Origin of the sequence: Streptomyces sp. NPDC050504 (genome assembly GCF_044458065.1) — a bacterium.
Lineage (GTDB): Bacteria > Actinomycetota > Actinomycetes > Streptomycetales > Streptomycetaceae > Streptomyces.
In genome coordinates this window covers 935,083-956,803 of the sequence record NZ_JBITHO010000003.1, presented here as the reverse complement: position 1 = coordinate 956,803, position 21,721 = coordinate 935,083, and the positions used below count along the sequence as shown (strand labels likewise).

Here is a 21,721-nt window from a genome sequence, read left to right as displayed (position 1 = left end):
CGAGGGGATCGGGCCCTGCCCGGTCAGTCAGTGGGCGCCGCGGCCTCAGCCGTTGCGCTTCCAGCGCGGCTTGTCGTCGCGGCGGCCGAAGGAACCGCTGCTCGCGCCGCCACCGCGGTGGTCGTCGCGACGGCCGTACGGACGGTCGCCCGCACCGGAACGGAAGCCGCCCGAGGGACGGTCGTCGCGGCGGTCGCGGTTGAACGGACGGTCGCCGCCACCGGAGCGGTAGCCACCGGCGGGACGGTCGTCGCGACGGAAGCCGCCACGGTCGCCACCCCGGTCGTCACGACGCTCGAAGGAACGGCCACCGCGGTCACCACCGCGGTCGTCACGACGCTCGAAAGAACGGCCACCGCGGTCACCACCGCGGTCGTCACGACGCTCGAACGGACGGCCGCCACGGTCGCCACCGCGCTCGTCGCGGCGGAAGCCGCCACGGTCGCCACCCCGGTCGTCACGACGCTCGAAGGAACGGCCGCCACGGTCGCCACCGCGCTCGTCACGACGGAAACCACCACGGTCACCGCCACGGTCGTCACGGCGCTCGAAGGAACGGCCACCGCGCTCGTCGTCACGACGGAAACCACCACGGTCGCCACCGCGGTCGTCACGGCGCTCGAACGGACGGCCGCCACGGTCGCCACCGCGCTCGTCACGACGGAAGCCGCCACGGTCGCCACCCCGGTCGTCACGGCGGTCACGGCGCTCGTAGTTGCCCCGCTCGTCGCGCGCCTGGCGCGGCTGCTCGGCGGCCTCGGCTGCCGCTGCGGCGGCCGCGACCTCGGCCTCGGCGGCCTCCACGACCTCGGCGACCGCGGTCTCCGGGTCCTCGCCGCGCTCACGGGCGGCGCGCGCCACCAGACGGTCGGCCTCCTCGCGGAGCTCGACGGCACGGCGCTGGATGCGCTCCAGCTGCTTGGTCAGGTCGGCGACCTCGCGCTCGGCCTGCTTGGCGGCGTTGTTCGCGGAGTCGGCCTGGACCTCGGTGAGCGAACGCGCACCGGTGATCTCGGCGACCTCCGGGTCGAACGCGCCCGCGCCCTGGACGATGTGGCGCGTGGCGTCGACGCCCGCGTCCTCCATCAGGCGGAAGATCTGGCGGCGCTGGTGCGGCAGCGACAGCGAGACGACCGTGCCGGACTTGCCCGCACGGGCTGTGCGGCCCGAACGGTGCAGGTAGTCCTTGTGGTCGCCGGCCGGGTCCACGTTCAGGACCAGGTCGATGCCGTCGACGTGGATGCCGCGGGCGGCGACGTCGGTCGCGACGAGCGCGTTGACGTAGCCGTCCTTGAAGTCCGCGAGGACGCGGGTGCGCGCACCCTGCGTCATGCCGCCGTGCAGCGCGTCCGCCTTCACGCCCGCCTCGATGAGCTGCTCGGCGATGCGGTCGGCGCCCAGCTGGGTGCGGACGAAGATGATGGTGCGGCCCTTGCGCGCGGCGATCGCGGCGGTGACCGGGGCCTTGTCCTTCGGCTTCACGACGAGGACGTGGTGCGTCATGGTCGTGACGTTGCCCTGGGCGCTGTCGACCTCGTGGCTGACCGGGTTCGACAGGTAGCGCTTGACCAGGGTGCCGATCTCGTTCTCCATGGTCGCGGAGAACAGCATGCGCTGGCCGCCCTCGGGGACCTGGTCGAGCAGCTCGGTGACCTCGGGCAGGAAGCCCAGGTCGGACATCTGGTCGGCCTCGTCGAGGACGGCGACCTCGACGTTCTCCAGGGAGCAGGCGCCGCGGTTGATGATGTCGCGCAGTCGGCCGGGGGTGGCGACGAGGACGTCGACGCCGCGCTCCAGCGCGTAGATCTGGTTGCCCATCGACGTACCGCCGCAGACGACCTTCATCTTCAGGCCGAGCACGTCGCCGTACGGCTGGAGGGCGTCCGCGACCTGCATCGCGAGCTCGCGGGTCGGGGTGAGGATGACCGCGCGGGGCTTCTTCTTGTCGGTGTGGCCGTCGGCCAGGCGGGCCAGGGTCGGCAGACCGAAGGAGAGGGTCTTGCCGGAGCCGGTGCGGCCGCGGCCCAGGATGTCCTTGCCGGCCAGGGCGTCCGGGATGGTCGCGGCCTGGATCGGGAACGGGGTGGTGACGCCGTTCTGCGCGAGCTTGCGGACGACGCCCTCGGGGAGGCCGAGGTCGGCGAAGGTCACGGTGGGCTCGGCGTCGGCGTCGTCGACGTCCGCGTCGGCCTCAAGGGCCTCGTCGTCGATGTCGTCGGCGTCCGCGACGGTGGTCTCGTCGGCCGGGGCGGCCTCGGGGGCCTCTGCGACGACGGTGTCGATGTTCTCGACGATCTCGTCGTTCTCGGGCAGGACAGCGCGGTCAGAACTGGAAATGGACATGCGAAATGCGAAACCTTCCGGAGTCTCGGCACGCGCCCAAACTCCGTGAATCGCAATTCGACCGCCTCGATGCGGTCAGCCACGGCTAGGGAGAGTACGCGCCACACGGCGCTCTTCTGTGTCGGCGCCGGGCAATGGGATCAAACGATCTACCACCATACGCACTCCCCCCCACTCGGCGCAAATCCCCTCAGTGTGCCGCTCCCCACACCACGGCGTCCCCGGCCTGTCCGCGTGCCTATTCGTGGCCGCCCTGCGGGACCGGCGGGCCGGGCTGCGGCGGGGTCTCGGTCGGCGGCTCCGGCGTCGGCTGCGGCGGCTCGGGGGACGGCTCCGGGGGCTCGGGGGTGGCGCTGGGCGGCGGCTCGGGGGTCGACTGCGGCGGCTCGGGGTCGTGGCCCCCGCCGGGCAGGCCCCGGGTCGGCGAGGAGCTGGGCGCGGAGGGGCCGCGCGGGGGCTTGGTCGCGGCGGGCGCGCCGGAGGCGCCGGGGCTGGGCTCGGCCGTGGCGGCGGGCGCCTTGCCGTCGGCGACGGCGGCGGCGCCGGGCCGGGAGACGGTACGTCCGCCGGTACGCACGTCGGTCGCGCCCTCCGCCTCGGTGACATCACCCCGCTGGCCGGCGGTGGTCGGCGAGGGGGAGGGCCCCGGCTTGGCCCCGTCGTCGCTCACGCTCATGCAGCCCGCGGACGCCGCGAGGGCGAGTGCGGTGAGGGCCCACTGGAGGGGGCGCTGGGGGACGGTGATCTGGCGCACGACGGCACCTCCGGGGCGCGTGGAGCAGGATTCGCAGTGCCCAACTCCTCGCGCCCCGCCATGGACACGGGGGCGGTGGGGACGGTGCGCCCTTGTGTGCCCCGTTGTGTGCCCCGTGGCTGTCCGCCCCGCGGGGACCACGCCCCCGGCAAGACGAACAAGACGAAAGCGCCCTACCCCGCGATCCCCGCCCCCAGGACCACCGCGCCCAGCCCCACCAGCACCGACCCCGCCGCGTTGGCCGCCGCCAGGAACCCCCGGCCCCGCTCGGCCAACCGCAGCGTCTCGTACGAGAACGTCGAGTACGTGGACAGCGCCCCGCACAACCCGGTCCCCACCAGCGCGTACACCTGCGAGGAGACCGCCGCTCCCGCGAGCACGCCGAGCACCAGGCAGCCCGTCGCGTTCACCGTGAGCGTCCCCCACGGAAAGCCGCCCTCCCGCACCCCGGCCCGCGCCTGCACGGCCCTGTCCACGAGGTACCGCAGCGGCGCCCCCACCGCCCCTCCGGCGACCACCAGCAACCAGCTCACGCGCCCGCCGTCCGCCGTCCGCCCGTCCGGCGCGCGCCCGGCCACCGGCCGACCGCCCGCCGAGTGACCGTCGCGGCCGCCCAGACCGCGGCCATCGCCGCACCGAGCGTGCCCGTCACGTACAGCACCGCCCGTACCGCCTCGCCCCGCTCCAACAGCCGTACGGCGTCCAGCGCGTACGTCGAGAACGTGGTGAACCCGCCGAGCACCCCGACGCCCAGCAGCGGCCGCACCCACGCGGGCCCCGCGCCCCGCTCGGCGACGAGCACCATGAGGACGCCGATGAGCGCGCAGCCCACGACGTTCACCACGAGGACGCCCCAGACCGAGGGCCAGGCGAGCGCGGCGCCGTACCGCGTGACCGACCCGAGCGCGCCGCCGACGGCGATGATCCCGAGCGTCCCCGGGGGCACCCCGCCCAACACGGCGCGGGCCCCGCTCCCTTCGGGACGCGCCCCGCTCACCCGTACCCCAGCGCGTGCAGCCGCTCGTCGTCGATCCCGAAGTGATGGGCGATCTCGTGCACCACCGTGATCTCGGTCTCCGCCACGACGTCCTCGCGGTCCTCGCACATCCGCAGCGTCGGCCCCCGGTAGATGGTGATCCGGTCGGGCAGCACCCCGGCGTACCACTCGCCGCGCTCGGTCAGCGGAGTCCCCTCGTACAGCCCGAGCAACTCCGGGTCGTCGGCGGGCGGTTCGTCCTCGACGAAGACCGCGACGTTGTCCATCAGCCGCATCAGCTCCGGCGGGACGCGGTCCAGCGCCTCCGCGACCAGTTCCTCGAACTCCTCACGCGTCATCTCCAGCACGCGCCCATTCTCGTCCACGCCCCGCCCGCCCCGCCCCCCGCACGGAGCATCCGGGCAGGCCCCGCGCCCTTGTGCCCGCGCACTCGGTCCGGGCCTGACGACGGGCCGGGGCCGCGGCCGCCGTCCCGCGGCACAGGACCCGCACGAGGCCCGCGCGAGGAACCGCCGTCGAAGGCCCTCCCCCACCCCCTCCACGACCCCCCGCACCCCGCCCCCGTAAACCGTTTTGGCGATACCCCCCGGCATCCCATATGCTTCTCACGTCCCCGACGCGCTGCGAAGCGCACAGGCGGGCCAATTAGCCCTCATCGTCTAGTGGCCCAGGACGCCGCCCTTTCAAGGCGGTAGCACGGGTTCGAATCCCGTTGGGGGCACGCAACACCTGTGCGAGACTTGTTCTCGCACATTGCAAGGTCCTGTGGAGCAGTTTGGAGTGCTCGCCACCCTGTCAAGGTGGAGGCCGCGGGTTCAAATCCCGTCAGGACCGCCACGGCTCGCGAGAGCCGAGTGGCTGGGTAGCTCAGTTGGTACGAGCGATCGCCTGAAAAGCGATAGGTCGCCGGTTCGATCCCGGCCCCAGCCACCATTGGAAGGCCCCGATCCATCGGATCGGGGCCTTCGTCGTCACCGGCGGCCTGGACGGGCCGGTGCGGACGGCGACGCGTTCAAGGTCCGCTACGTGCCCGCGACCAGCAGCTGGGAGCCGACCGTCATGCACGGCGGCACCGCGACGCCGCGCGAGACGGGGCCCGGTCGGGCATCAGCCGACCGGGCCCCGGCCCGTACACCCGCCCCCTCAGGCCCCGTCCCCTCAGGCCCGGCCCCCGCTGCCTCCGCCCCCTCAGCCCTCGTCCGCCGCGTCCCGTTCCCGGGACTCGCGGCCCTTCCAGCCGCGCACCGCGAGGATCAGGACGGCGATCGCGACCAGGACGACCAGCAGGACCGCGTCCGGCACCGAGCGGCCCACCTCGCTCGCCCACCGCTCGACCTCGAACGAGTCGTCCACGTCCAGCAGGCCCGGCAGCGCCGTCGTCCCGTCGAAGACGAGGAACATCGTGCCGAGGGCGACGAAGAACAGGCCCGAGAGCAGGGTCGTCGTGTGCAGTTCGAAGCGCCCGGCCTTCAGCGGCCTGCCGCGCAGCCAGCGGCGCCTGCCCAGGTCGAAGCGGTCCCACAGGAGCGCCAGCAGGAACAGCGGTACGGCCATGCCCAGGGCGTAGACCGCGAGGAGCAGGCCCCCGTACACCGGGCTGCCGCTCGTCGCCGCGACGCCCAGGACGCTGCCGAGGATCGGGCCCGCGCAGAAGCCCGCGAGGCCGTAGACCGCGCCCAGCGCGTAGACCGACGCGACGGTCGTCGGGCGGATGCGGCCCTGGAGCTCGGTCATCCGCTTCGACGCGAAGCCCATGCCGAGCACCTGCGCGACGCCCAGCACGATGATCAGCAGGCCCGCGTAGAACACCAGCTCGTCGCGGTTGCCGAAGAAGAACCGCCCCACGTAGGAGCCCGCGGCGCCCAGCGGTACGAGGGTGGTGGCCAGGCCCGCGTAGAAGATGCCGGTCCTGGCGACCAGCTTCGACGTGGAGTCGATCGAGTACGCGAAGAAGGCCGGGAGCAGCAGGGCGCTGCACGGGCTGATCAGGGCGAGGAGGCCGGCCAGGAAGGCGGCGAAGTAGCCGATGTTCGCGGTCACTCCGGGGCACCCGTCCCGCCCTTGGCGGTGCCGGGCTCGCCCGCGTCCTCGGCCCCCGCCCCCGCCTTCGGCTTCGCCTCTGCCTCTGCCTTCGCCTTCTCGATGGCCTCGTGGAACACCTCGTCCGGCTGGGCGCCGGAGATGGGCCGCCCGTTGACCAGGAACGACGGGGTGGACGTCGCGCCCAGTCCGTACGCCTCCTCCTGGTCCTTCTTCACCGAAGCCTTCGCCCCCGCGCTGTCCACGTCGCGCGTGAAGCGCTCGGCGTCCGGGACGCCCGCCTCCTCGGCGAGTGCCTTGAGGCGGTCCTTGCCGAAGCCCTTCTCCTTGGCGCCCTCGGCGTACGCGGCGGCGTGGAACTGCCAGAAGCGGCCCTGCTGCCCGGCGGCCCAGGAGGCGCGGGCGACCCGCTCGGACTCCTCGCCGAAGATCGGGAAGTTGCGCCACTCGATGCGGAGCGTGCCGTCGGCGACGTACTTCTCCACGAGGTCGGGCTCGGTGTCGCGGGCGAACTTCCCGCAGTAGCCGCACTTGAAGTCGGCGTACTCGATGAGCACGACGGGCGCGTCGGCGCGGCCCTGTGCGAGCTTGTCGGCGGCGTCGCGGCGGGCGAGCTTCTGGAGCTCGGAGTGGACGCCGTCGCCCGAGTCCCGGGAGGCGTCCGCGGCGGAGCCGGCGGGCTTGTCGGAGGGCTTGGTGGCGGTGTACGACACGAGGCCGAGGAGGGTCGCGGCGGCGACCACGCCCGCGCCGATCAGGAGGTTGGTGCGGTTCTTCTTGGCGCTGCTCTTGGTGCTGTTCTTGGTGCTGTTCTTGGTGCTGTTCTTGGTGCTGTTCTTGGTGCTGTTCTTGGGCATGGTGAAGCGTCACTCCGGTACGAGGTTCCGTCGGGATGGATCGTTCGAGGAAGCGGCCGGAGGGCCTAGACGCGTAGTACGGAGAGGTCCACGGGCGTGGGCGGGGCCAGGGGCGGCGGGCCGCGCTCGGGGGAGACCGCGAGGGGCGCGTCGTGCACGTGCCACGCCCCGTCGCCCGGGGCGCGGACGCCCACCAGGGTGGCGGAGAGCTCGTGCGCCACGGAGGGGCGGGGCGGGGTGGCGGGGTGGTCCGAGTCCCCGTGCGGGGTGCGGTCGCCGCAGCCGGGCGGGGCCGGGGAGCCGGGGCCGTCCTGCGCGAAGGCCGCGGTGCGCGGCTGGTCCGGGGCGGTGGTGGCCGCGGCGGACGCGGTGGCGGCGGGCCCGCAGAGGACGCCCAGCACGACGGCGAGGGCCGCGACGAGGCGGCACCAGGCTGTGCGGGGCGGCGTGGGCACGGAGGCCTTTCGGGAGGGGCTCGGAGGGGAAACGGCTCGCCCGAAATGGTACGGGGTACGGGGCAGGGCCCCCGGAACGCCGTTTCGCCCGCCACGAGCGCTGCGCCCCGGGCCTGCCCGCCACAAGCGCTCCGCCCCGCCCCCGCCCGAGGGGAAATCGGTTGGCCAGGGTTGCGCGCAGGGTGAGATCCTGGAGCCCGTATGTCTACCTTCGACGATCTCAGGACCCTCCTCTCCGAGGCCCCCCTCCGCGACGCCCACCGCCTCGGCCGCCGCCTCGAAGGCGCCCGCCGCATCCGGAAGCCCGAGGCACGCCAGGCCGTGCTGGACGAGATCGCCGCCGAGGCGCGGAAGGCCGCCGAGCGCACCGCCCGCCGCGCGGCGGCCGCGCCCGCCGTCACGTACCCCGAACAGCTCCCGGTCAGCCAGAAGAAGGACGAGATCGCCGACGCGATACGGGACCACCAAGTGGTGATCGTCGCGGGCGAGACCGGCTCCGGCAAGACCACCCAGATCCCCAAGATCTGCATCGAGCTCGGCCGCGGCGTCCGCGGCATGATCGGCCACACCCAGCCCCGCCGCATCGCCGCCCGCACGGTCGCCGAGCGCGTCGCGGACGAGCTGAACACCCCGCTCGGGGAGGCCGTCGGCTGGAAGGTCCGCTTCACGGACCAGGTGAACCAGGACAGCACCTTCGTCAAGCTCATGACGGACGGCATCCTGCTCGCCGAGATCCAGACGGACCGCGAGCTGCGCGCGTACGACACGATCATCATCGACGAGGCCCACGAGCGCAGCCTCAACATCGACTTCCTGCTCGGCTACCTGGCCCAGCTCCTCCCCAAGCGCCCCGACCTCAAGGTCGTCATCACCTCGGCGACGATCGACCCCGAGCGCTTCTCGCGGCACTTCGGGGACGCCCCGATCGTCGAGGTCAGCGGCCGTACGTACCCGGTCGAGGTGCGTTACCGCCCGCTCCTCGAAGAGGACTCGGAGGACACCGACCGCGACCAGATCACCGCGATCGCGGACGCCGTCGACGAGCTCCAGGCCGAGGGCCCCGGCGACATCCTGGTCTTCCTCTCCGGCGAGCGGGAGATCCGCGACACCGCCGACGCGCTCAACAAGAAGCGGCTGCGCAACACCGAGGTGCTGCCGCTGTACGCCCGCCTCTCCCACGCCGAGCAGCACCGCGTCTTCCAGCAGCACACCGGCCGCCGCATCGTCCTCGCGACGAACGTCGCCGAGACGTCCCTGACGGTCCCCGGCATCAAGTACGTCATCGACCCGGGCACCGCCCGCATCTCGCGCTACAGCCACCGCACGAAGGTGCAGCGCCTGCCGATCGAGGCGATCAGCCAGGCCAGCGCCAACCAGCGCAAGGGCCGCTGCGGCCGTACGTCGGACGGCATCTGCGTCCGGCTGTACTCCGAGGACGACTTCCTGACCCGCCCGGAGTTCACGGACGCCGAGATCCTGCGGACGAACCTCGCCTCCGTCATCCTCCAGATGACCGCGGCCGGGCTCGGCGACATCGAGAAGTTCCCCTTCATCGACCCGCCGGACCACCGCAACATCCGCGACGGCGTGCAGCTCCTCCAGGAGCTCGGCGCCTTCGACCCGGCCGAGAAGGACCCGAAGAAGAAGCTCACGCAGCTCGGCCGCAAGCTCTCCCAGCTGCCGGTCGACCCGCGGCTCGCGCGCATGGTCGTCGAGGCCGACAAGAACGGCTGCGTACGGGAAGTGATGGTGATCGCCGCCGCGCTCTCCATCCAGGACCCGCGCGAGCGGCCCGCGGAGAAGCAGACGCAGGCCGACCAGCAGCACGCCAGGTTCAAGGACGAGGCGAGCGACTTCTCCGCGTTCCTCAACCTGTGGCGGTACGTCCGCGAGCAGCAGAAGGAGCGGGGTTCCAGCTCCTTCCGCCGGATGTGCAAGCAGGAGTACCTGAACTTCCTGCGCATCCGCGAGTGGCAGGACATCTACGCGCAGCTGCGCTCGGTCGCCAAGACCATGGGCATCCACGTCAACGAGGAGGACGCGCCGGAGCAGTCCGTGCACGTCTCGCTGCTGGCGGGGCTGCTGTCCCACGTCGGGCTGAAGGACGTCAAGGACGGTGCCAAGGGCGAGTACCTGGGCGCCAGGTCCGCCAAGTTCGCGGTCTTCCCCGGCTCGGCGCTCTTCAAGAAGCAGCCGCGCTTCATCATGTCCGCCGAGCTGGTGGAGACCTCGCGCCTGTGGGCCAGGGTCAACGCCAAGATCGAGCCGGAGTGGATCGAGCCGCTCGCCGGGCACCTGCTCAAGCGCACGTACAGCGAGCCGCACTGGGAGAAGGACCAGGCGGCCGTCATGGCGTTCGAGAAGGTCACGCTGTACGGCGTCCCGATCGTCACCGACCGCAAGGTGAACTACGGCCGCATCGACCCCGAGGTCTCCCGCGACCTGTTCATCCGCAACGCCCTGGTCGAGGGCGACTGGCGCACGCACCACAAGTTCTTCGCGGACAACCGCAAGCTGCTCACCGAGGTCGAGGAGCTGGAGCACCGCGCGCGGCGCCGCGACATCCTCGTCGACGACGAGACCCTCTTCGACTTCTACGACCAGCGGGTCCCCGAGCACGTGGTGTCCGGCGCCCACTTCGACTCCTGGTGGAAGCACAAGCGCGGGGAAGAGCCCGAGCTGCTCGACTTCGAGCGCGAGATGCTCATCAACGAGAAGGCCGGGCAGGTCACCAAGGACGACTACCCGGACTCCTGGCGCCAGGGCCGGCTGAAGTTCAAGGTGACGTACCAGTTCGAGCCGGGTGCCGACGCGGACGGCGTCACCGTCCACGTCCCGCTCCAGGTCCTCAACCAGGTCACGGACGAGGGCTTCGACTGGCAGATCCCCGGCCTGCGCGAGGAGGTCGTGGTCGAGCTGATCCGCTCGCTGCCCAAGCCGATCCGCCGCCACTACGTCCCGGCGCCGAACTACGCGGCGAAGTTCCTGGAGCGCGCGGTGCCGTTGCAGGAGCCGCTGCCGGTCACGCTCGCGCGCGAGCTCCAGCGGATGGTCGGCGTCCCGGTCTCGGCCGACGACTTCGACCTGTCCCGGGTCCCGGACCACCTGAAGATCACCTTCCGGATCGTCGACGAGCGCCGCAAGAAGCTCGCCGAGGACAAGGACCTGGAGGCGCTGCGCCTGAAGCTGCGCCCCAAGGCCCGTCAGGCCCTCTCCAAGGCCGCGGCGGCGACCGCGGGGCCCTCGGGCGAGTCCATCGAGCGTTCGGGCCTCACGGACTGGACCGTCGGCCCGCTGACGAAGGTCTTCGAGACCAAGCGGGCGGGCCACCCGGTCAAGGCGTACCCGGCCCTCGTCGACCAGGGCGCCACCGTCGCCGTGCGCCTCTTCGACACCGAGGCCGAGCAGGCGCAGGCCATGTGGCGGGGCACGCGCCGCCTGATCCTGCTGAACATCCCGGTGAACCCCGCGAAGTTCGCCTCGGACAAGCTCACCAACCAGCAGAAGCTGGCGCTCTCCAGCAATCCGCACGGCTCGATCCAGGCGCTGTTCGACGACTGCGCCACGGCGGCGGCCGACAAGCTGATCGCCGACCACGGAGGTCCGGCCTGGGGCGAGGAGTCGTTCCGGAAGCTGTACGACAAGGTGCGGGCCGACCTCGTGGACACGACCGTACGGACCGTGGGCCAGGTGCAGCAGGTGCTGGCGGCGTGGCAGGCGTGCGAGCGCCGGCTGAAGGCGACGAACAGCCTGGCGCTGATCAACAACGTCCAGGACGTGCAGACGCAGCTGAACGCCCTCGTACCGGCCGGTTTCGTCACGAAGACCGGGCTGCGCCGCCTGCCGGACCTGATGCGCTACCTGGTCGCCGTGGACCGCCGCCTCCAGCAGATGCCGTCCGGCGCGCAGCGGGACACCACGCGCATGGAGAAGGTCCACGAGATGCAGGACGAGTACGCCTGGCTGCTGGAGCAGCTGCCGCAGGGGCGGCCCGTCCCGCAGCAGGTCCTGGACATCCGCTGGATGATCGAGGAGCTGCGGGTCAGCTATTTCGCGCACGCGCTGGGCACCGCGTACCCGGTGTCCGACAAGCGGATCGTGAAGGCGATCGACGCCGCGGCGCCGTGACGCGGACATCGCTCTGCGTGAGTTCGACCTGAGCCTCTGACCTGCTGTACAGTCTGGTTCGCAACGCCGCGCAGAACGGCGGAGCGAAGCAAGGTCCTGTGGAGCAGTTTGGAGTGCTCGCCACCCTGTCAAGGTGGAGGCCGCGGGTTCAAATCCCGTCAGGACCGCAGTAGACGAAGGGCCGCACCGTTCGGTGCGGCCCTTCGTGCTTCCCGCGTCTTGACGGCGTCACCTGCCACCGGTACCCAAGCTTCTAGGGACGGGGGTTCCCACGACGGGAGGTGGCGCATGGCGGCGTCGACGGCGAGGCACGAGACACGCGCGCTGCTGCGCGCCCATCTGTCGGCCGCCTCCGGCTATCGGCACCTCACCCGCCACTGTCCCGTCTGCAGCCGCCTCCTGCGCCTCGCCATGGAGCGGGAGCCGGACAGGGCGACAGGTCCGGCAGAGCCCCGCGGGGGCGACGCGGACGGCGCGGAGAAGAGCCGGCGGGACCAAAGTCCTCCGCCCCGGTGACCAACGACTGAGCACCGGGCTTCCGTTGAGTGGCAGGCTCGGAACAGGCAAGGGCCCTGCGGTGTGACGGGAGTCACCGTACGAGTTTTAGGGACGAATGAACTTACACCCTGCCTACAACTAGCCAATTTAATATGTGCAATTGCACCACCCGTACGAGACCTTCCCCAAGGCCCCGAACCACCTCCCCGGTGGGATCGAAAGCGCACCCCAGCGGCCCTGCGCCGGTCGTGCGCCACACGCGCCGCCGAGCGCCCCGGACGCTCCCCGAGCCCCCGAAAGGGGCCCGAAGGCCCCCGGCGCCCCCCGGCCGACCGTTCGGGAGCATGAAAAAATCGCGCTGGACCCGGCGGAGTCCAGCGCGATCGATGGCGGCAGTCCGTTGGGGCAGACGTCCGTCATGTGGAGCTATGGGTGGTCACTTCCGGGGTGGGGGCCCCGGGAATGCCCGTTTTTGCCAGTTTTACTGGGGTGTTCAGGCCTCGCTGCGCTGCTGCGGAATACCCGCAAGCAGTGCGCGGACCTCTGCCTCGCGGTACCGGCGGTGTCCACCGAGCGTGCGGATGGACGTGAGCTTGCCAGCCTTGGCCCAGCGGGTGACCGCCTTCGGGTCCACGCGGAACATCGTGGCAACCTCAGCCGGGGTCAGCAGCGGCTCGGCATCAGGGGTGCGAGCGGTCATGAGCGGCCTCCTCGGGAGAACCGAACCTTCTCGGTTCTTTCCTCTAAATTCTGCACCTTGACCCGCGTTGCCCGAAATGGCGGACGCGGGCCGAGTCGGTTATAGGACGAACGGCTTGTCCTCGGCACTACAACTACACCATCCGTCCAGCCACGTCGGCCAAACCGATGGAATTGCCCTCCCAGGTGTTCATCAGCGACGAAGCCGATGGACCATGCCATAGCGGACAGTCACGCCACAGTGACGATCAGTCACAGAGCGATCAGGAGTCGTCAGACCCCCCATAGAGTGCATTACCGAGAATTCCGCCCCCAGTTGGACGGAAGGAACCCTCCCCGGACTCCTTGTCCTATTTTGGCATGAGGGGTGGGGAAGGATGCAAGGGCGAAGTTAGTGCCATCCGTCACGCTTGACACAAAGGCCCGGATCGGGACGTAGGTCCCAGACTGCTGGGGCCCAAGGGTCCCGGAGTGACCATAGAGGCCGCCATCAGGGCCCCGGCGGACCTCAGTTCGCGAACTGGAGGTCCCGCACCGCGCGCCAGCGGTCCGCCAGCCTGCCGTACGCCTCCCCCGCCGCGTCCCCGTCGCCGGCCCGCAGCGCCGCGATGCCCTCGGCCACGTCGGCCGCCGAGCGGTCGTCGGCCAACTGCTCCTCGGACAGCAGGTGCACCAGGCCCCCGTAGTCCAGCTCCACGAGCGAACGCGGGTGGAAGTCCTCCAGCCAGCGCCCCACGTCCACCAGACCCTCCGTCAGCGGCCCCTCGTCGATCGACTCGCGCAGCGCCTTGAGCGAGCGCGCGAGGCGCCGCCTGGCCTGCACCATCGGCGTCCGGTAGCGCATCAGCGCGGCGCCGTCGGACGACTTCGGCACGTACTCCCGCTCCTCGTCGTCGAAGAGCGTGAACCAGCGCACCGGCACCTGCCACACCTCGCCGCGGATCCACGGCCGCGCGTCCGGGTTCCGCCGCAGCCACCGCCCGTGGTCCGCCACCGCCTGCTCGCGCACCACCGGCGGCAGCACCGCGTCCAGCACCGGGGCAGGGAACATCCCGCCCAGCCCCTCCAGCGCCAGCCAGCCGCGCAGCCTGGTCCGCCACGGGCAGACGCACAGCACGCCGTCCACCTCGGCCACGAACGCGTCCGCGCTCTCGTGCACCCGCACCGGCACCGGCGGCGTCGCCGCCAGGTCGGCCAGCGAGCGCCGCAGTTCGTCCTGGGCCGTGGGCGTGCGGGCGCGGCGGGCGTAGCGCGCCCAGTGGCCGCGCTCCGGCTCCGGGAAGGCGGCCAGGGGCTCGTAGACACGGAGGTAGGACGCGTACGGGACGATCACCGAGGACACCACCGACATGAGGCGATCGTGCCACGCCCGCACTCCCCCGGGGGGTGATCCTGGGCACTGCGCCTGATCTACGGGCGCGTAGCACTTACCCTGCTGCCGAACCGGTCCTTCCCCACCCTCAGGAAGGACCCCAACCGCCGCTTCGCACTTGGGGAGTCACCACAGTGACCGATGCATTCGACGGCGTCCTGCACACCCTGTTCCAGTCGGAACAGGGAGGCCACGAGCAAGTCGTGCTCTGCCAGGACCGCGCCTCCGGACTGAAGGCCGTCATCGCCCTGCACTCCACCGCCCTGGGCCCCGCCCTGGGCGGCACCCGCTTCTACCCGTACGCGAGCGAGGCCGAGGCCGTCGCCGACGCGCTGAACCTGGCGCGCGGGATGTCGTACAAGAACGCCATGGCCGGGCTCGACCACGGCGGCGGCAAGGCCGTCATCATCGGCGACCCCGACCAGATCAAGTCCGAGGAACTGCTGCTGGCCTACGGCCGGTTCGTGGCCTCGCTCGGCGGGCGGTACGTGACGGCCTGTGACGTCGGCACGTACGTCGCGGACATGGACGTCGTCGCCCGCGAGTGCCGCTGGACCACCGGGCGCTCCCCCGAGAACGGCGGCGCGGGCGACTCGTCGGTGCTCACCGCGTTCGGCGTCTTCCAGGGCATGCGCGCCTGCGCCCAGCAGCTGTGGGGCGACCCCTCGCTGCGCGGCCGCAAGGTCGGGATCGCGGGCGTCGGCAAGGTCGGGCACCACCTGGTGGCGCACCTGTTGAACGACGGCGCCGAGGTCGTGATCACGGACGTGCGCGAGGAGTCCGTGCGCCGGATCACCGACGCGCACCCGGAGGTCGCCGTCGTGGCGGACACCGAGGCCCTGATCCGGGTGGAGGGGCTCGACGTCTACGCGCCGTGCGCGCTCGGCGGCGCGCTGAACGACGCGTCCGTGCCCGTGCTGACGGCGAAGGCGGTCTGCGGCGCGGCCAACAACCAGCTCGCGCACCCGGGCGTGGAGAAGGACCTCGCCGACCGCGGCATCCTCTACGCGCCCGACTACGTGGTCAACGCGGGCGGTGTCATCCAGGTCGCCGACGAGCTGCACGGCTTCGACTTCGAGCGGTGCAGGGCGAAGGCCGCGAAGATCTTCGACACCACCCTCGCGATCTTCGCTCGTGCAAATGAGGACGGCATTCCTCCGGCCGCCGCCGCCGACAGGATCGCCGAGCAGAGGATGGCGGAGGCGCGCGGCGTCTGACCCTCGGGGGTGCCCGGCCGCGCCGTGCGCGGGCCGCGGAGAGACGAGGCTCACGCCGCGCGGCGGGTCGGGCGCCAAGAAGAGGTTAAAATCGCGGTTGACCAGCGAGGACGGGGCTCCTCACTGGTCCCGCGCCGAGGCGTGTCATGCGGGCGGCGTACCGTATGGCCGCAGAAGCAGGTACCGTTGAAGCCCTACGGACCGGTCCCTCTACGGAGAGCCCGTTCCGAATCATGAACGCGTGTCAAGACTCTGGGGCCGTCGAGCCCCGTCACCGAGGGGGTCGAGCCATGGGGCGCGGCCGGGCAAAGGCCAAGCAGACGAAGGTCGCCCGCCAGCTGAAGTACAGCAGCGGCGGGACTGACCTCTCGCGCCTGGCCAACGAGCTGGGCGCTTCGACTTCGAGTCAGCCGCCGAATGGCGAGCCGTTCGAGGACGACGACGAGGAAGACGACCCGTACGCGCAGTACGCGGATCTCTACAACGACGACGATGACGACGACTCCGAGGAGTCCGGTCCTTCGTCGCAGCGCCGCGGCGCTTGACCTCGCACTGAAGAACCGATCGACCACTGACCCGGTCCGGGAATCCCCGGACCGGGTTCTGTGCTGTCCAGGCGGTCGGGTCAGCCCGCGTACGTGCCGGTCAGGGCCGCGCCCGTGGCGTGGTCGCCGCGGTCGGTGATCTCGCCCGCGACCCAGGAGTCCACGCCCCGGTCGGCGAGCGTGGCCAGGGCCGCGTCCACGGACTCGGCGGGGACGACCGCGATCATGCCGACGCCCATGTTGAGCGTCTTCTCCAGCTCCAGGAGCTCGACCCGGCCCGCCTTGCCGACCACGTCGAAGATCGGGTCGGGGGTCCAGGTGGCGCGGTCCACGGTGGCGTGCAGGTGATCGGGGATCACGCGCGCCAGGTTGTTCGCAAGACCGCCTCCGGTGACGTGGCTGAAAGCGTGCACCTCGGTGGTGCGCGTCAGCGCCAGGCAGTCCAGCGAGTAGATCTTGGTGGGCTCCAGCAGCTCCTCGCCGAGCGTGCGGCCGAGCTCCGGGACCTCCCGGTCCAGCGCCCAGCCGGCGCGGTCGAAGACGACGTGGCGGACCAGCGAGTACCCGTTGGAGTGAAGGCCCGAGGACTCCATGGCGATGATCACGTCGCCCTTGCGGATGCGGTCGGCACCCAGGACCAGGTCGGCCTCCACGACGCCCGTACCGGCGCCGGCGACGTCGAAGTCGTCCGCGCCGAGCAGGCCGGGGTGCTCGGCGGTCTCGCCGCCGACCAGGGCGCAGCCCGCGAGCACGCAGCCCTCGGCGATGCCCTTGACGATCGCGGCGACCCGCTCGGGGTGGACCTTGCCGACGCAGATGTAGTCGGTCATGAACAGCGGCTCGGCACCGCAGACGACCAGGTCGTCGACGACCATGCCGACGAGGTCGTGGCCGATGGTGTCGTACACGCCCATCTGCCGGGCGATGTCGACCTTCGTGCCGACGCCGTCGGTCGCGGAGGCGAGCAGCGGGCGCTCGTAGCGCTTGAGGGCCGAGGCGTCGAAGAGGCCGGCGAAGCCGCCGAGGCCGCCGAGACCGGTGGTCTCGGGGCGCTGCGTCTTCTTCACCCACTCCTTCATCAGCTCGACGGCGCGGTCGCCGGCCTCGATGTCGACGCCCGCGGCTGCGTAGCTGGCACCAGTGGTCTCAGACATGGGTTGAGAACTTTCGTGTCGTACTGCAGGGGTTCTACGGGCGCGCTACGGGCGGCGCAGCGCGTCGGCGGCCGCGGTGTTCGCGGGGCCCGCGGCCAGCTCGGTCTCCAGCAGCTGCTTGCCGAGGAGCTCCGGGTCGGGCAGCTCCATCGGGTACTCGCCGTCGAAGCAGGCGCGGCAGAGGTTCGGCTTGGCGATCGTGGTCGCCTCGATCATGCCCTCGATGGAGATGTACGAGAGGGAGTCGGCGCCCAGGGACTTGCCGATCTCCTCGATCGACATGCCGTTGGCGATCAGCTCGGCGCGGGTCGCGAAGTCGATGCCGAAGAAGCAGGGCCACTTCACGGGCGGGGAGGAGATCCGGATGTGGATCTCGGCCGCGCCGGCCTCGCGGAGCATCTTGACCAGGGCGCGCTGGGTGTTGCCGCGGACGATCGAGTCGTCGACGACCACCAGCCTCTTGCCCTTGATGACTTCCTTGAGCGGGTTCAGCTTCAGCCGGATGCCCAGCTGGCGGATCGTCTGGGAAGGCTGGATGAAGGTCCGGCCGACGTAGGCGTTCTTGACGAGTCCCGCGCCGAACGGAATGCCCGAGGCCTCCGCGTACCCGATCGCGGCAGGGGTGCCGGATTCGGGCGTCGCTATGACCAGGTCGGCCTCGACCGGAGCTTCCTTGGCGAGTTTCCGCCCCATCTCGACGCGCGAGAGGTAGACGTTGCGGCCGGCGATGTCCGTGTCGGGACGGGCCAGGTAGACGTACTCGAAGACACAGCCCTTGGGCTTCGCTTCCGCGAATCGAGAGGTGCGGATGCCGTTCTCGTCGATCGCGATCAGCTCGCCGGGCTCGACCTCGCGGACGTAGGAGGCGCCGCAGATGTCGAGGGCGGCGGACTCCGAGGCCACCACCCAGCCGCGCTCCAGGCGGCCCAGCACCAGCGGGCGGATGCCCTGCGGGTCGCGGGCGGCGTAGAGGGTGTGCTCGTCCATGAAGACGAGCGAGAAGGCGCCGCGGACGTCGGGAAGGACCTTGGCCGCGGATTCCTCCACGGTCAGGGGCTTGCCGTCGTCGTCCGTCTGGCCCGCGAGGAGCGCGGTGACCAGATCGGTGTCGTTGGTGGCTGCCACCTGGGTGGCCCGGCCGTTCTCCTTGGGGAGTTCGGCGACCATCTCGGCGAGCTGCGCCGTGTTGACCAGGTTGCCGTTGTGGCCGAGCGCGATCGAACCGTGCGCGGTGGCGCGGAACGTCGGCTGGGCGTTCTCCCAGACGGAGGCCCCGGTGGTCGAGTAGCGGGCGTGACCGACCGCGATATGACCTTGGAGGGAGCCGAGCGAGGTCTCGTCGAAGACCTGGGAAACCAGTCCCATGTCCTTGAAGACGAGGATCTGAGAGCCGTTGCTGACCGCGATACCCGCGGATTCCTGGCCTCGATGTTGGAGGGCGTAGAGCCCGAAGTAAGTGAGCTTCGCGACCTCTTCACCCGGAGCCCAGACACCGAAGACGCCGCAAGCGTCCTGGGGGCCCTTCTCGCCGGGGAGCAGGTCGTGGTTGAGTCGTCCGTCACCACGTGGCACGGGACCGAGTGTAGGCGAGATCGACCACTGGTCCGAATTGGGGACGGCGGGGCGCGGGGTGCGGGGGCGCGTCGGGCGTGCGGCCGAGGGCGGGTGTCGTCGCTGTGCGCTGCGGGGTGTCGCTCTGCGTACGGGCTCGCGGGGTGCGTACGGGGCGCGTCCCGCCCTTGCCCAGGCGCCCCGGAGGGCGTGCGGCGCCTCGCCGCGGGGCCCCGGGCGGGGGCGGCGGGCGGGGGCGGCGTCCCCCGGCGGGCCGGGGCGGAGCGGGGCGGGGCGCCCGTGTCGCGTTTCACATTCGGCGGGGCGGGGGGCGGCCGGGCGCCGGGGGGATTCGTCCCGTCCTGGGTGTCCAGGGACGCGTCCGGATCCTGGGACGGGGCGTTGACAGGGGTACGGGGGCTGCGTGAGGCTCCATGGCCATGCAGCCCCTCGGTGATCATGCGGTCACGCTTGTGGAGCGCCGCCACGTCGACCTGGTCCGATGCGCGAGCGCGATCTGTCGCTGAGCTGAGCCCGGGGTACGGGGGGTGGGCCTCCGTTCCCCCGTGGATGCCCCGTGGCCCGGGGCGGGCGCCTTTCGCCTGGGGCGAGCCCGCTCAAGCGGAGTGGGCGCGTGCGGCGTCTGCCCCACCCTCGCGCAGTTCCCCGCGCCCCTACGGGGCTCGCGGCCCGCAGGGCACCATCGCGCCCTCATGAGCGGCGCCCCCTTCGCCGCGTACAGCACGTACGACACGTACACCAGGAGCCCCCATGTCCTCGCAGGACCCTGCCCTCTCGCGGCGCGCCTTCTCCGGTGCCGTCACGGCCACCGCCGTGACCGCCGCCGCCGTCGCCTCCTCCGGCACCGCCGGTGCCGCCGCCCCCGAAAGCGGGGAGCGCCCCTTCCGGGCCGCCCCCGGAAAGCCCCGTTCCCGCCGCCCCAACATCCTCTTCATCCTGGGCGACGACCTCGGCTGGGCCGACCTCTCCTCGTACGGCTCGCCCCACATCCGCACCCCGCACCTCGACCGCCTCGCCCGCCAGGGCGTCCGCTTCACCGACGCGTACTCCGGCTCCGCCACCTGCTCCCCCACCCGCTTCAGCCTCTACACCGGCCGCTACCCGGGCCGCACGAAGGGCGGTCTCGCCGAGCCCATCGCGGACAGGTCGGTGGGGCTCGAACCGACCCACCCCACCCTCGCCTCGCTCCTGAAGGGCGCGGGCTACTCCACCGCGCTCATCGGCAAGTGGCACTGCGGCTACCTCCCCGACTACAGCCCCACCCGCTCCGGCTGGGACGAGTTCTTCGGGAACTTCGGGGGCGCGCTGGAGTACTACTCCAAGCTGGGCCTGGCCGGGGAGTACGACCTGTACGAGGGGGACGCCGAGTACAAGGACCTGCGGTACTACACGCGGATCCTGACCGAGCGGGCGAGCGAGTACGTCGGGCGCGACCACCACGACAAGCCGTGGCTGCTCAACCTCAACTTCACCACCCCGCACTGGCCGTGGACAGCCGACGGCGACGAGGCGCAGAGCGCCGAGATCGTCCGGCGCATCAAGGCGCGCGAGCCCGGTGCGCTCCAGCACCGCGACGGCGGTTCGCTGGCCAAGTACAAGGAGATGGTCGAGGACCTCGACCGCTCCGTGGGCGAGGTGCTGCGCGCCCTGAAGCGCTCCGGGCAGGAGCGGAACACCCTCGTCTTCTTCGCCAGCGACAACGGCGGCGAGCGCTTCTCCTACAACTGGCCGCTGAGCGGCAACAAGGGCTCGCTCCAGGAGGGCGGCATCCGCGTGCCGGCCGTGCTGCGCTGGCCCGCCCGGATCGACGGCGGGCAGGTCAGCCACGAGCCGGTGTTCTCGCCCGACTGGACCGCGACCCTGCTCGAACTGGCCGGGGCGCGGCCGCACCCCGCGTACCCGCTGGACGGCACCAGCCTCGCCGGATACCTGCTGCGCGGCGAGGAGGTCGGTGAGCGCGACCTGTTCTGGCGGGTGCGCGGGGAGCGCGCGCTGCGCCGGGGCGACTGGAAGTACTACCGGGGCAGAAGCGGCCGCGACCAGCTCTTCCGGCTCGACGAGGACGAGCGGGAGCAGGCCGACAAGGCGGCCCTGCACCCGGGCGTGCTGGCCGGGCTGCGGTCCGCGTGGGAGCGCACGGACGCGCAGCTGCTGCCGTACCCGTCGAACTGACGGACCGTTACGCGGACTTCGTCCGCGCGGCCGTCAGGCCCTTGCCGCTCTCGGCGGTGAGGGAGAGCTGGCCCTCCTGGAGGCGGAAGGCGGTCTTCCCCTTCAGCACCTCCTGGAGGGCGCGCTCCGTCTTCCCCGCCTCTCCGGCACACATCATGCGCGTGAGGGCGAGCCGTCCGAAGGTCACCGACGAGCCGTCGGCCTTCGCGGTCGTACGGAAGGTGTTGCAGCCCAGGCGCCCGGTCGCCGTGCCGTCCGCACCGATGGTGAGGTGCGAGGCGCCGTTGCCGGGCGGCACGGCGTCGATCTCGGGGCCCGAGGCCAGGCCCACCACGGTCCACCTGGTGCCGACGAGCGGGGCGGGCGGCAGCCGCCTGGGGGTCGCGGTCCTGGTCAGCGCGATGGTGCCGCCCCCGGCCCCGGTCAGGGTGGCCGCGCTCTCCGTGCCCCGTACCGCGATCCTGCCGTGGAACACCTCGTGCAGCGCCCGCTCCGCGCGCATCACCGGGTCCTCGCAGGCGATCTCGGTGTGGGCGGCCTCGTCCACCACGATGCCGCCGTCCTCGAAGCGGAACATCCCGCCGTAGGCGTTGCACGCCGTCCCGCCCGCCGTCCCCTTCTCGGCGCTGAGCGAGAAGAGGGTCCTGCCCGGCACCCCGGGGACCTTCTCGCCCCCGGTCGTGATCGATTCGACCTGCCAGGTGCCGCCGCTCAGCGGGACGTCCGTCCCGCCCCCGGGCGGCGGGGAGCCCTTGCCGCCGCTCCCGCCGCCGTCCCCGCCCGCGCCCCCGCCCCCGTCGGACACCGAGCCCGAGCCCGAGTCCGTACCGCAGGCCGCGAGGGTGAGGAGCGCCAGTACCGTCACTGCTGCACGTCGAGTCCGCATGCCGGTGTGACGTGCCCCACCCCGGGCCGGTT

Annotated in this window: 19 protein-coding genes and 4 tRNA genes; 10 read left to right on the top strand and 13 right to left on the bottom strand. The window is 71.8% G+C overall.

Going from position 1 to position 21,721, the window contains the following annotated elements; genetic code table 11:
- Positions 1–45: 45 nt before the first annotated feature.
- The 5 genes from ACIBNE_RS15200 to ACIBNE_RS15180 all read right to left on the bottom strand — a co-directional run bounded on the left by ACIBNE_RS15200 (position 46) and on the right by ACIBNE_RS15180 (position 4,441).
- Entirely contained in the window at positions 46–2,343 is a 2,298-nt protein-coding gene (locus tag ACIBNE_RS15200) for a DEAD/DEAH box helicase (protein WP_399271320.1), read from the bottom strand.
- Between the two features lie 238 nt (positions 2,344–2,581).
- Positions 2,582–3,097, bottom strand: a complete 516-nt coding sequence (locus tag ACIBNE_RS15195) for a hypothetical protein (protein ID WP_399271321.1) — start codon at positions 3,095–3,097, stop codon at positions 2,582–2,584.
- A gap of 173 nt (positions 3,098–3,270) precedes the next feature.
- A complete protein-coding gene (locus ACIBNE_RS15190; RefSeq protein ID WP_399271322.1) occupies positions 3,271–3,630 on the bottom strand; it encodes a fluoride efflux transporter FluC in 360 nt (119 codons plus the stop codon).
- Positions 3,627–4,094 carry a fluoride efflux transporter FluC gene (locus ACIBNE_RS15185; protein WP_399271323.1) on the bottom strand — a complete coding sequence of 156 codons (468 nt, stop codon included), beginning with the start codon at positions 4,092–4,094 and terminating at the stop codon, positions 3,627–3,629. The genes ACIBNE_RS15190 and ACIBNE_RS15185 overlap by 4 nt, the downstream gene beginning before the upstream one ends.
- On the bottom strand, positions 4,091–4,441 hold the full coding sequence (locus ACIBNE_RS15180; RefSeq protein WP_399271324.1) for a metallopeptidase family protein: 351 nt from the start codon (positions 4,439–4,441) through the stop codon (positions 4,091–4,093). The genes ACIBNE_RS15185 and ACIBNE_RS15180 overlap by 4 nt, the downstream gene beginning before the upstream one ends.
- 301 nt (positions 4,442–4,742) lie before the next feature.
- Between ACIBNE_RS15180 and ACIBNE_RS15175 the strand changes: the two genes are divergently transcribed.
- The 3 genes from ACIBNE_RS15175 (at position 4,743) to ACIBNE_RS15165 (ending at position 5,027) form a co-directional block, all read left to right on the top strand.
- Positions 4,743–4,815, top strand: a tRNA-Glu gene (locus ACIBNE_RS15175).
- Positions 4,816–4,853: 38 nt separating this feature from the next.
- Positions 4,854–4,931 (top strand) — tRNA-Asp (locus tag ACIBNE_RS15170).
- 19 nt (positions 4,932–4,950) lie between these two features.
- Positions 4,951–5,027, top strand: a tRNA-Phe gene (locus ACIBNE_RS15165).
- A 255-nt stretch (positions 5,028–5,282) separates the two neighbouring features.
- Here ACIBNE_RS15165 and ACIBNE_RS15160 read toward each other — a convergent pair.
- The 3 genes from ACIBNE_RS15160 to ACIBNE_RS15150 all read right to left on the bottom strand — a co-directional run bounded on the left by ACIBNE_RS15160 (position 5,283) and on the right by ACIBNE_RS15150 (position 7,446).
- The gene (locus tag ACIBNE_RS15160; protein ID WP_399271325.1) at positions 5,283–6,134 is read right to left on the bottom strand and encodes a cytochrome c biogenesis CcdA family protein; all 852 of its coding nucleotides are present in this window, start codon (positions 6,132–6,134) and stop codon (positions 5,283–5,285) included.
- Positions 6,131–6,991 carry a DsbA family protein gene (locus tag ACIBNE_RS15155; RefSeq protein ID WP_399271326.1) on the bottom strand — a complete coding sequence of 287 codons (861 nt, stop codon included), beginning with the start codon at positions 6,989–6,991 and terminating at the stop codon, positions 6,131–6,133. Before ACIBNE_RS15155 ends, ACIBNE_RS15160 begins: the two co-directional genes overlap by 4 nt.
- 65 nt (positions 6,992–7,056) lie before the next feature.
- Entirely contained in the window at positions 7,057–7,446 is a 390-nt protein-coding gene (locus ACIBNE_RS15150; RefSeq protein WP_399271327.1) for a hypothetical protein, read from the bottom strand.
- A 201-nt stretch (positions 7,447–7,647) separates the two neighbouring features.
- On the opposite strand from ACIBNE_RS15150, the gene hrpA reads away from it, so the two are divergent.
- The 3 genes from hrpA to ACIBNE_RS15135 all read left to right on the top strand — a co-directional run bounded on the left by hrpA (position 7,648) and on the right by ACIBNE_RS15135 (position 12,090).
- On the top strand, positions 7,648–11,574 hold the full coding sequence (gene hrpA, locus ACIBNE_RS15145; RefSeq protein ID WP_399271328.1) for an ATP-dependent RNA helicase HrpA: 3,927 nt from the start codon (positions 7,648–7,650) through the stop codon (positions 11,572–11,574).
- A 92-nt stretch (positions 11,575–11,666) separates the two neighbouring features.
- Positions 11,667–11,741, top strand: a tRNA-Asp gene (locus ACIBNE_RS15140).
- A 121-nt stretch (positions 11,742–11,862) separates the two neighbouring features.
- On the top strand, positions 11,863–12,090 hold the full coding sequence (locus tag ACIBNE_RS15135; protein ID WP_399271329.1) for a DUF6274 family protein: 228 nt from the start codon (positions 11,863–11,865) through the stop codon (positions 12,088–12,090).
- A 475-nt stretch (positions 12,091–12,565) separates the two neighbouring features.
- Here the strand turns inward: ACIBNE_RS15135 and bldC are convergent, their stop codons facing one another.
- Positions 12,566–12,772: a developmental transcriptional regulator BldC gene (gene bldC / locus ACIBNE_RS15130; RefSeq protein ID WP_086732921.1), complete on the bottom strand. Its 207-nt coding sequence runs from the start codon at positions 12,770–12,772 to the stop codon at positions 12,566–12,568.
- 507 nt (positions 12,773–13,279) lie between these two features.
- Positions 13,280–14,122 carry a hypothetical protein gene (locus ACIBNE_RS15125; protein ID WP_399271330.1) on the bottom strand — a complete coding sequence of 281 codons (843 nt, stop codon included), beginning with the start codon at positions 14,120–14,122 and terminating at the stop codon, positions 13,280–13,282.
- 155 nt (positions 14,123–14,277) lie between these two features.
- On the opposite strand from ACIBNE_RS15125, the gene ACIBNE_RS15120 reads away from it, so the two are divergent.
- Positions 14,278–15,360 (top strand): Leu/Phe/Val dehydrogenase, encoded by a 1,083-nt coding sequence (locus ACIBNE_RS15120; RefSeq protein ID WP_399271331.1) that lies wholly within the window; start codon positions 14,278–14,280, stop codon positions 15,358–15,360.
- Positions 15,361–15,650: 290 nt separating this feature from the next.
- Entirely contained in the window at positions 15,651–15,905 is a 255-nt protein-coding gene (locus ACIBNE_RS15115; protein ID WP_399271332.1) for a DUF3073 domain-containing protein, read from the top strand.
- A gap of 80 nt (positions 15,906–15,985) precedes the next feature.
- Here the strand turns inward: ACIBNE_RS15115 and purM are convergent, their stop codons facing one another.
- Positions 15,986–17,059, bottom strand: a complete 1,074-nt coding sequence (purM, locus tag ACIBNE_RS15110) for a phosphoribosylformylglycinamidine cyclo-ligase (RefSeq protein WP_399271333.1) — start codon at positions 17,057–17,059, stop codon at positions 15,986–15,988.
- A 45-nt stretch (positions 17,060–17,104) separates the two neighbouring features.
- Positions 17,105–18,631, bottom strand: coding sequence for an amidophosphoribosyltransferase (gene purF, locus ACIBNE_RS15105; RefSeq protein ID WP_399271334.1), 1,527 nt, complete (start codon positions 18,629–18,631; stop codon positions 17,105–17,107).
- Between the two features lie 413 nt (positions 18,632–19,044).
- Here purF and ACIBNE_RS15100 point away from each other — a divergent pair, with 413 nt between their 5' ends.
- Positions 19,045–19,137 carry a putative leader peptide gene (locus tag ACIBNE_RS15100; protein ID WP_399271650.1) on the top strand — a complete coding sequence of 31 codons (93 nt, stop codon included), beginning with the start codon at positions 19,045–19,047 and terminating at the stop codon, positions 19,135–19,137.
- A gap of 244 nt (positions 19,138–19,381) precedes the next feature.
- Positions 19,382–20,803, top strand: coding sequence for a sulfatase (locus ACIBNE_RS15095; protein ID WP_399271335.1), 1,422 nt, complete (start codon positions 19,382–19,384; stop codon positions 20,801–20,803).
- Between the two features lie 7 nt (positions 20,804–20,810).
- Here the strand turns inward: ACIBNE_RS15095 and ACIBNE_RS15090 are convergent, their stop codons facing one another.
- Positions 20,811–21,668 (bottom strand): META domain-containing protein, encoded by an 858-nt coding sequence (locus tag ACIBNE_RS15090; protein ID WP_399271336.1) that lies wholly within the window; start codon positions 21,666–21,668, stop codon positions 20,811–20,813.
- Positions 21,669–21,721: the final 53 nt, after the last annotated feature.

What these genes read in the sequence shown, in the direction of transcription:
- ACIBNE_RS15200 (WP_399271320.1), bottom strand. Translation starts at nt 2,343, where the DNA reads ATGTCCATTTCCAGTTCTGACCGCGCTGTCCTGCCCGAGAACGACGAG.
- ACIBNE_RS15155 (WP_399271326.1), bottom strand. Translation starts at nt 6,991, where the DNA reads ATGCCCAAGAACAGCACCAAGAACAGCACCAAGAACAGCACCAAGAAC.
- hrpA (WP_399271328.1), top strand. Translation starts at nt 7,648, where the DNA reads ATGTCTACCTTCGACGATCTCAGGACCCTCCTCTCCGAGGCCCCCCTC.
- ACIBNE_RS15135 (WP_399271329.1), top strand. Translation starts at nt 11,863, where the DNA reads ATGGCGGCGTCGACGGCGAGGCACGAGACACGCGCGCTGCTGCGCGCC.
- bldC (WP_086732921.1), bottom strand. Translation starts at nt 12,772, where the DNA reads ATGACCGCTCGCACCCCTGATGCCGAGCCGCTGCTGACCCCGGCTGAG.
- ACIBNE_RS15125 (WP_399271330.1), bottom strand. Translation starts at nt 14,122, where the DNA reads ATGTCGGTGGTGTCCTCGGTGATCGTCCCGTACGCGTCCTACCTCCGT.
- ACIBNE_RS15115 (WP_399271332.1), top strand. Translation starts at nt 15,651, where the DNA reads ATGGGGCGCGGCCGGGCAAAGGCCAAGCAGACGAAGGTCGCCCGCCAG.
- purM (WP_399271333.1), bottom strand. Translation starts at nt 17,059, where the DNA reads ATGTCTGAGACCACTGGTGCCAGCTACGCAGCCGCGGGCGTCGACATC.
- ACIBNE_RS15100 (WP_399271650.1), top strand. Translation starts at nt 19,045, where the DNA reads ATGGCCATGCAGCCCCTCGGTGATCATGCGGTCACGCTTGTGGAGCGC.
- ACIBNE_RS15095 (WP_399271335.1), top strand. Translation starts at nt 19,382, where the DNA reads ATGTCCTCGCAGGACCCTGCCCTCTCGCGGCGCGCCTTCTCCGGTGCC.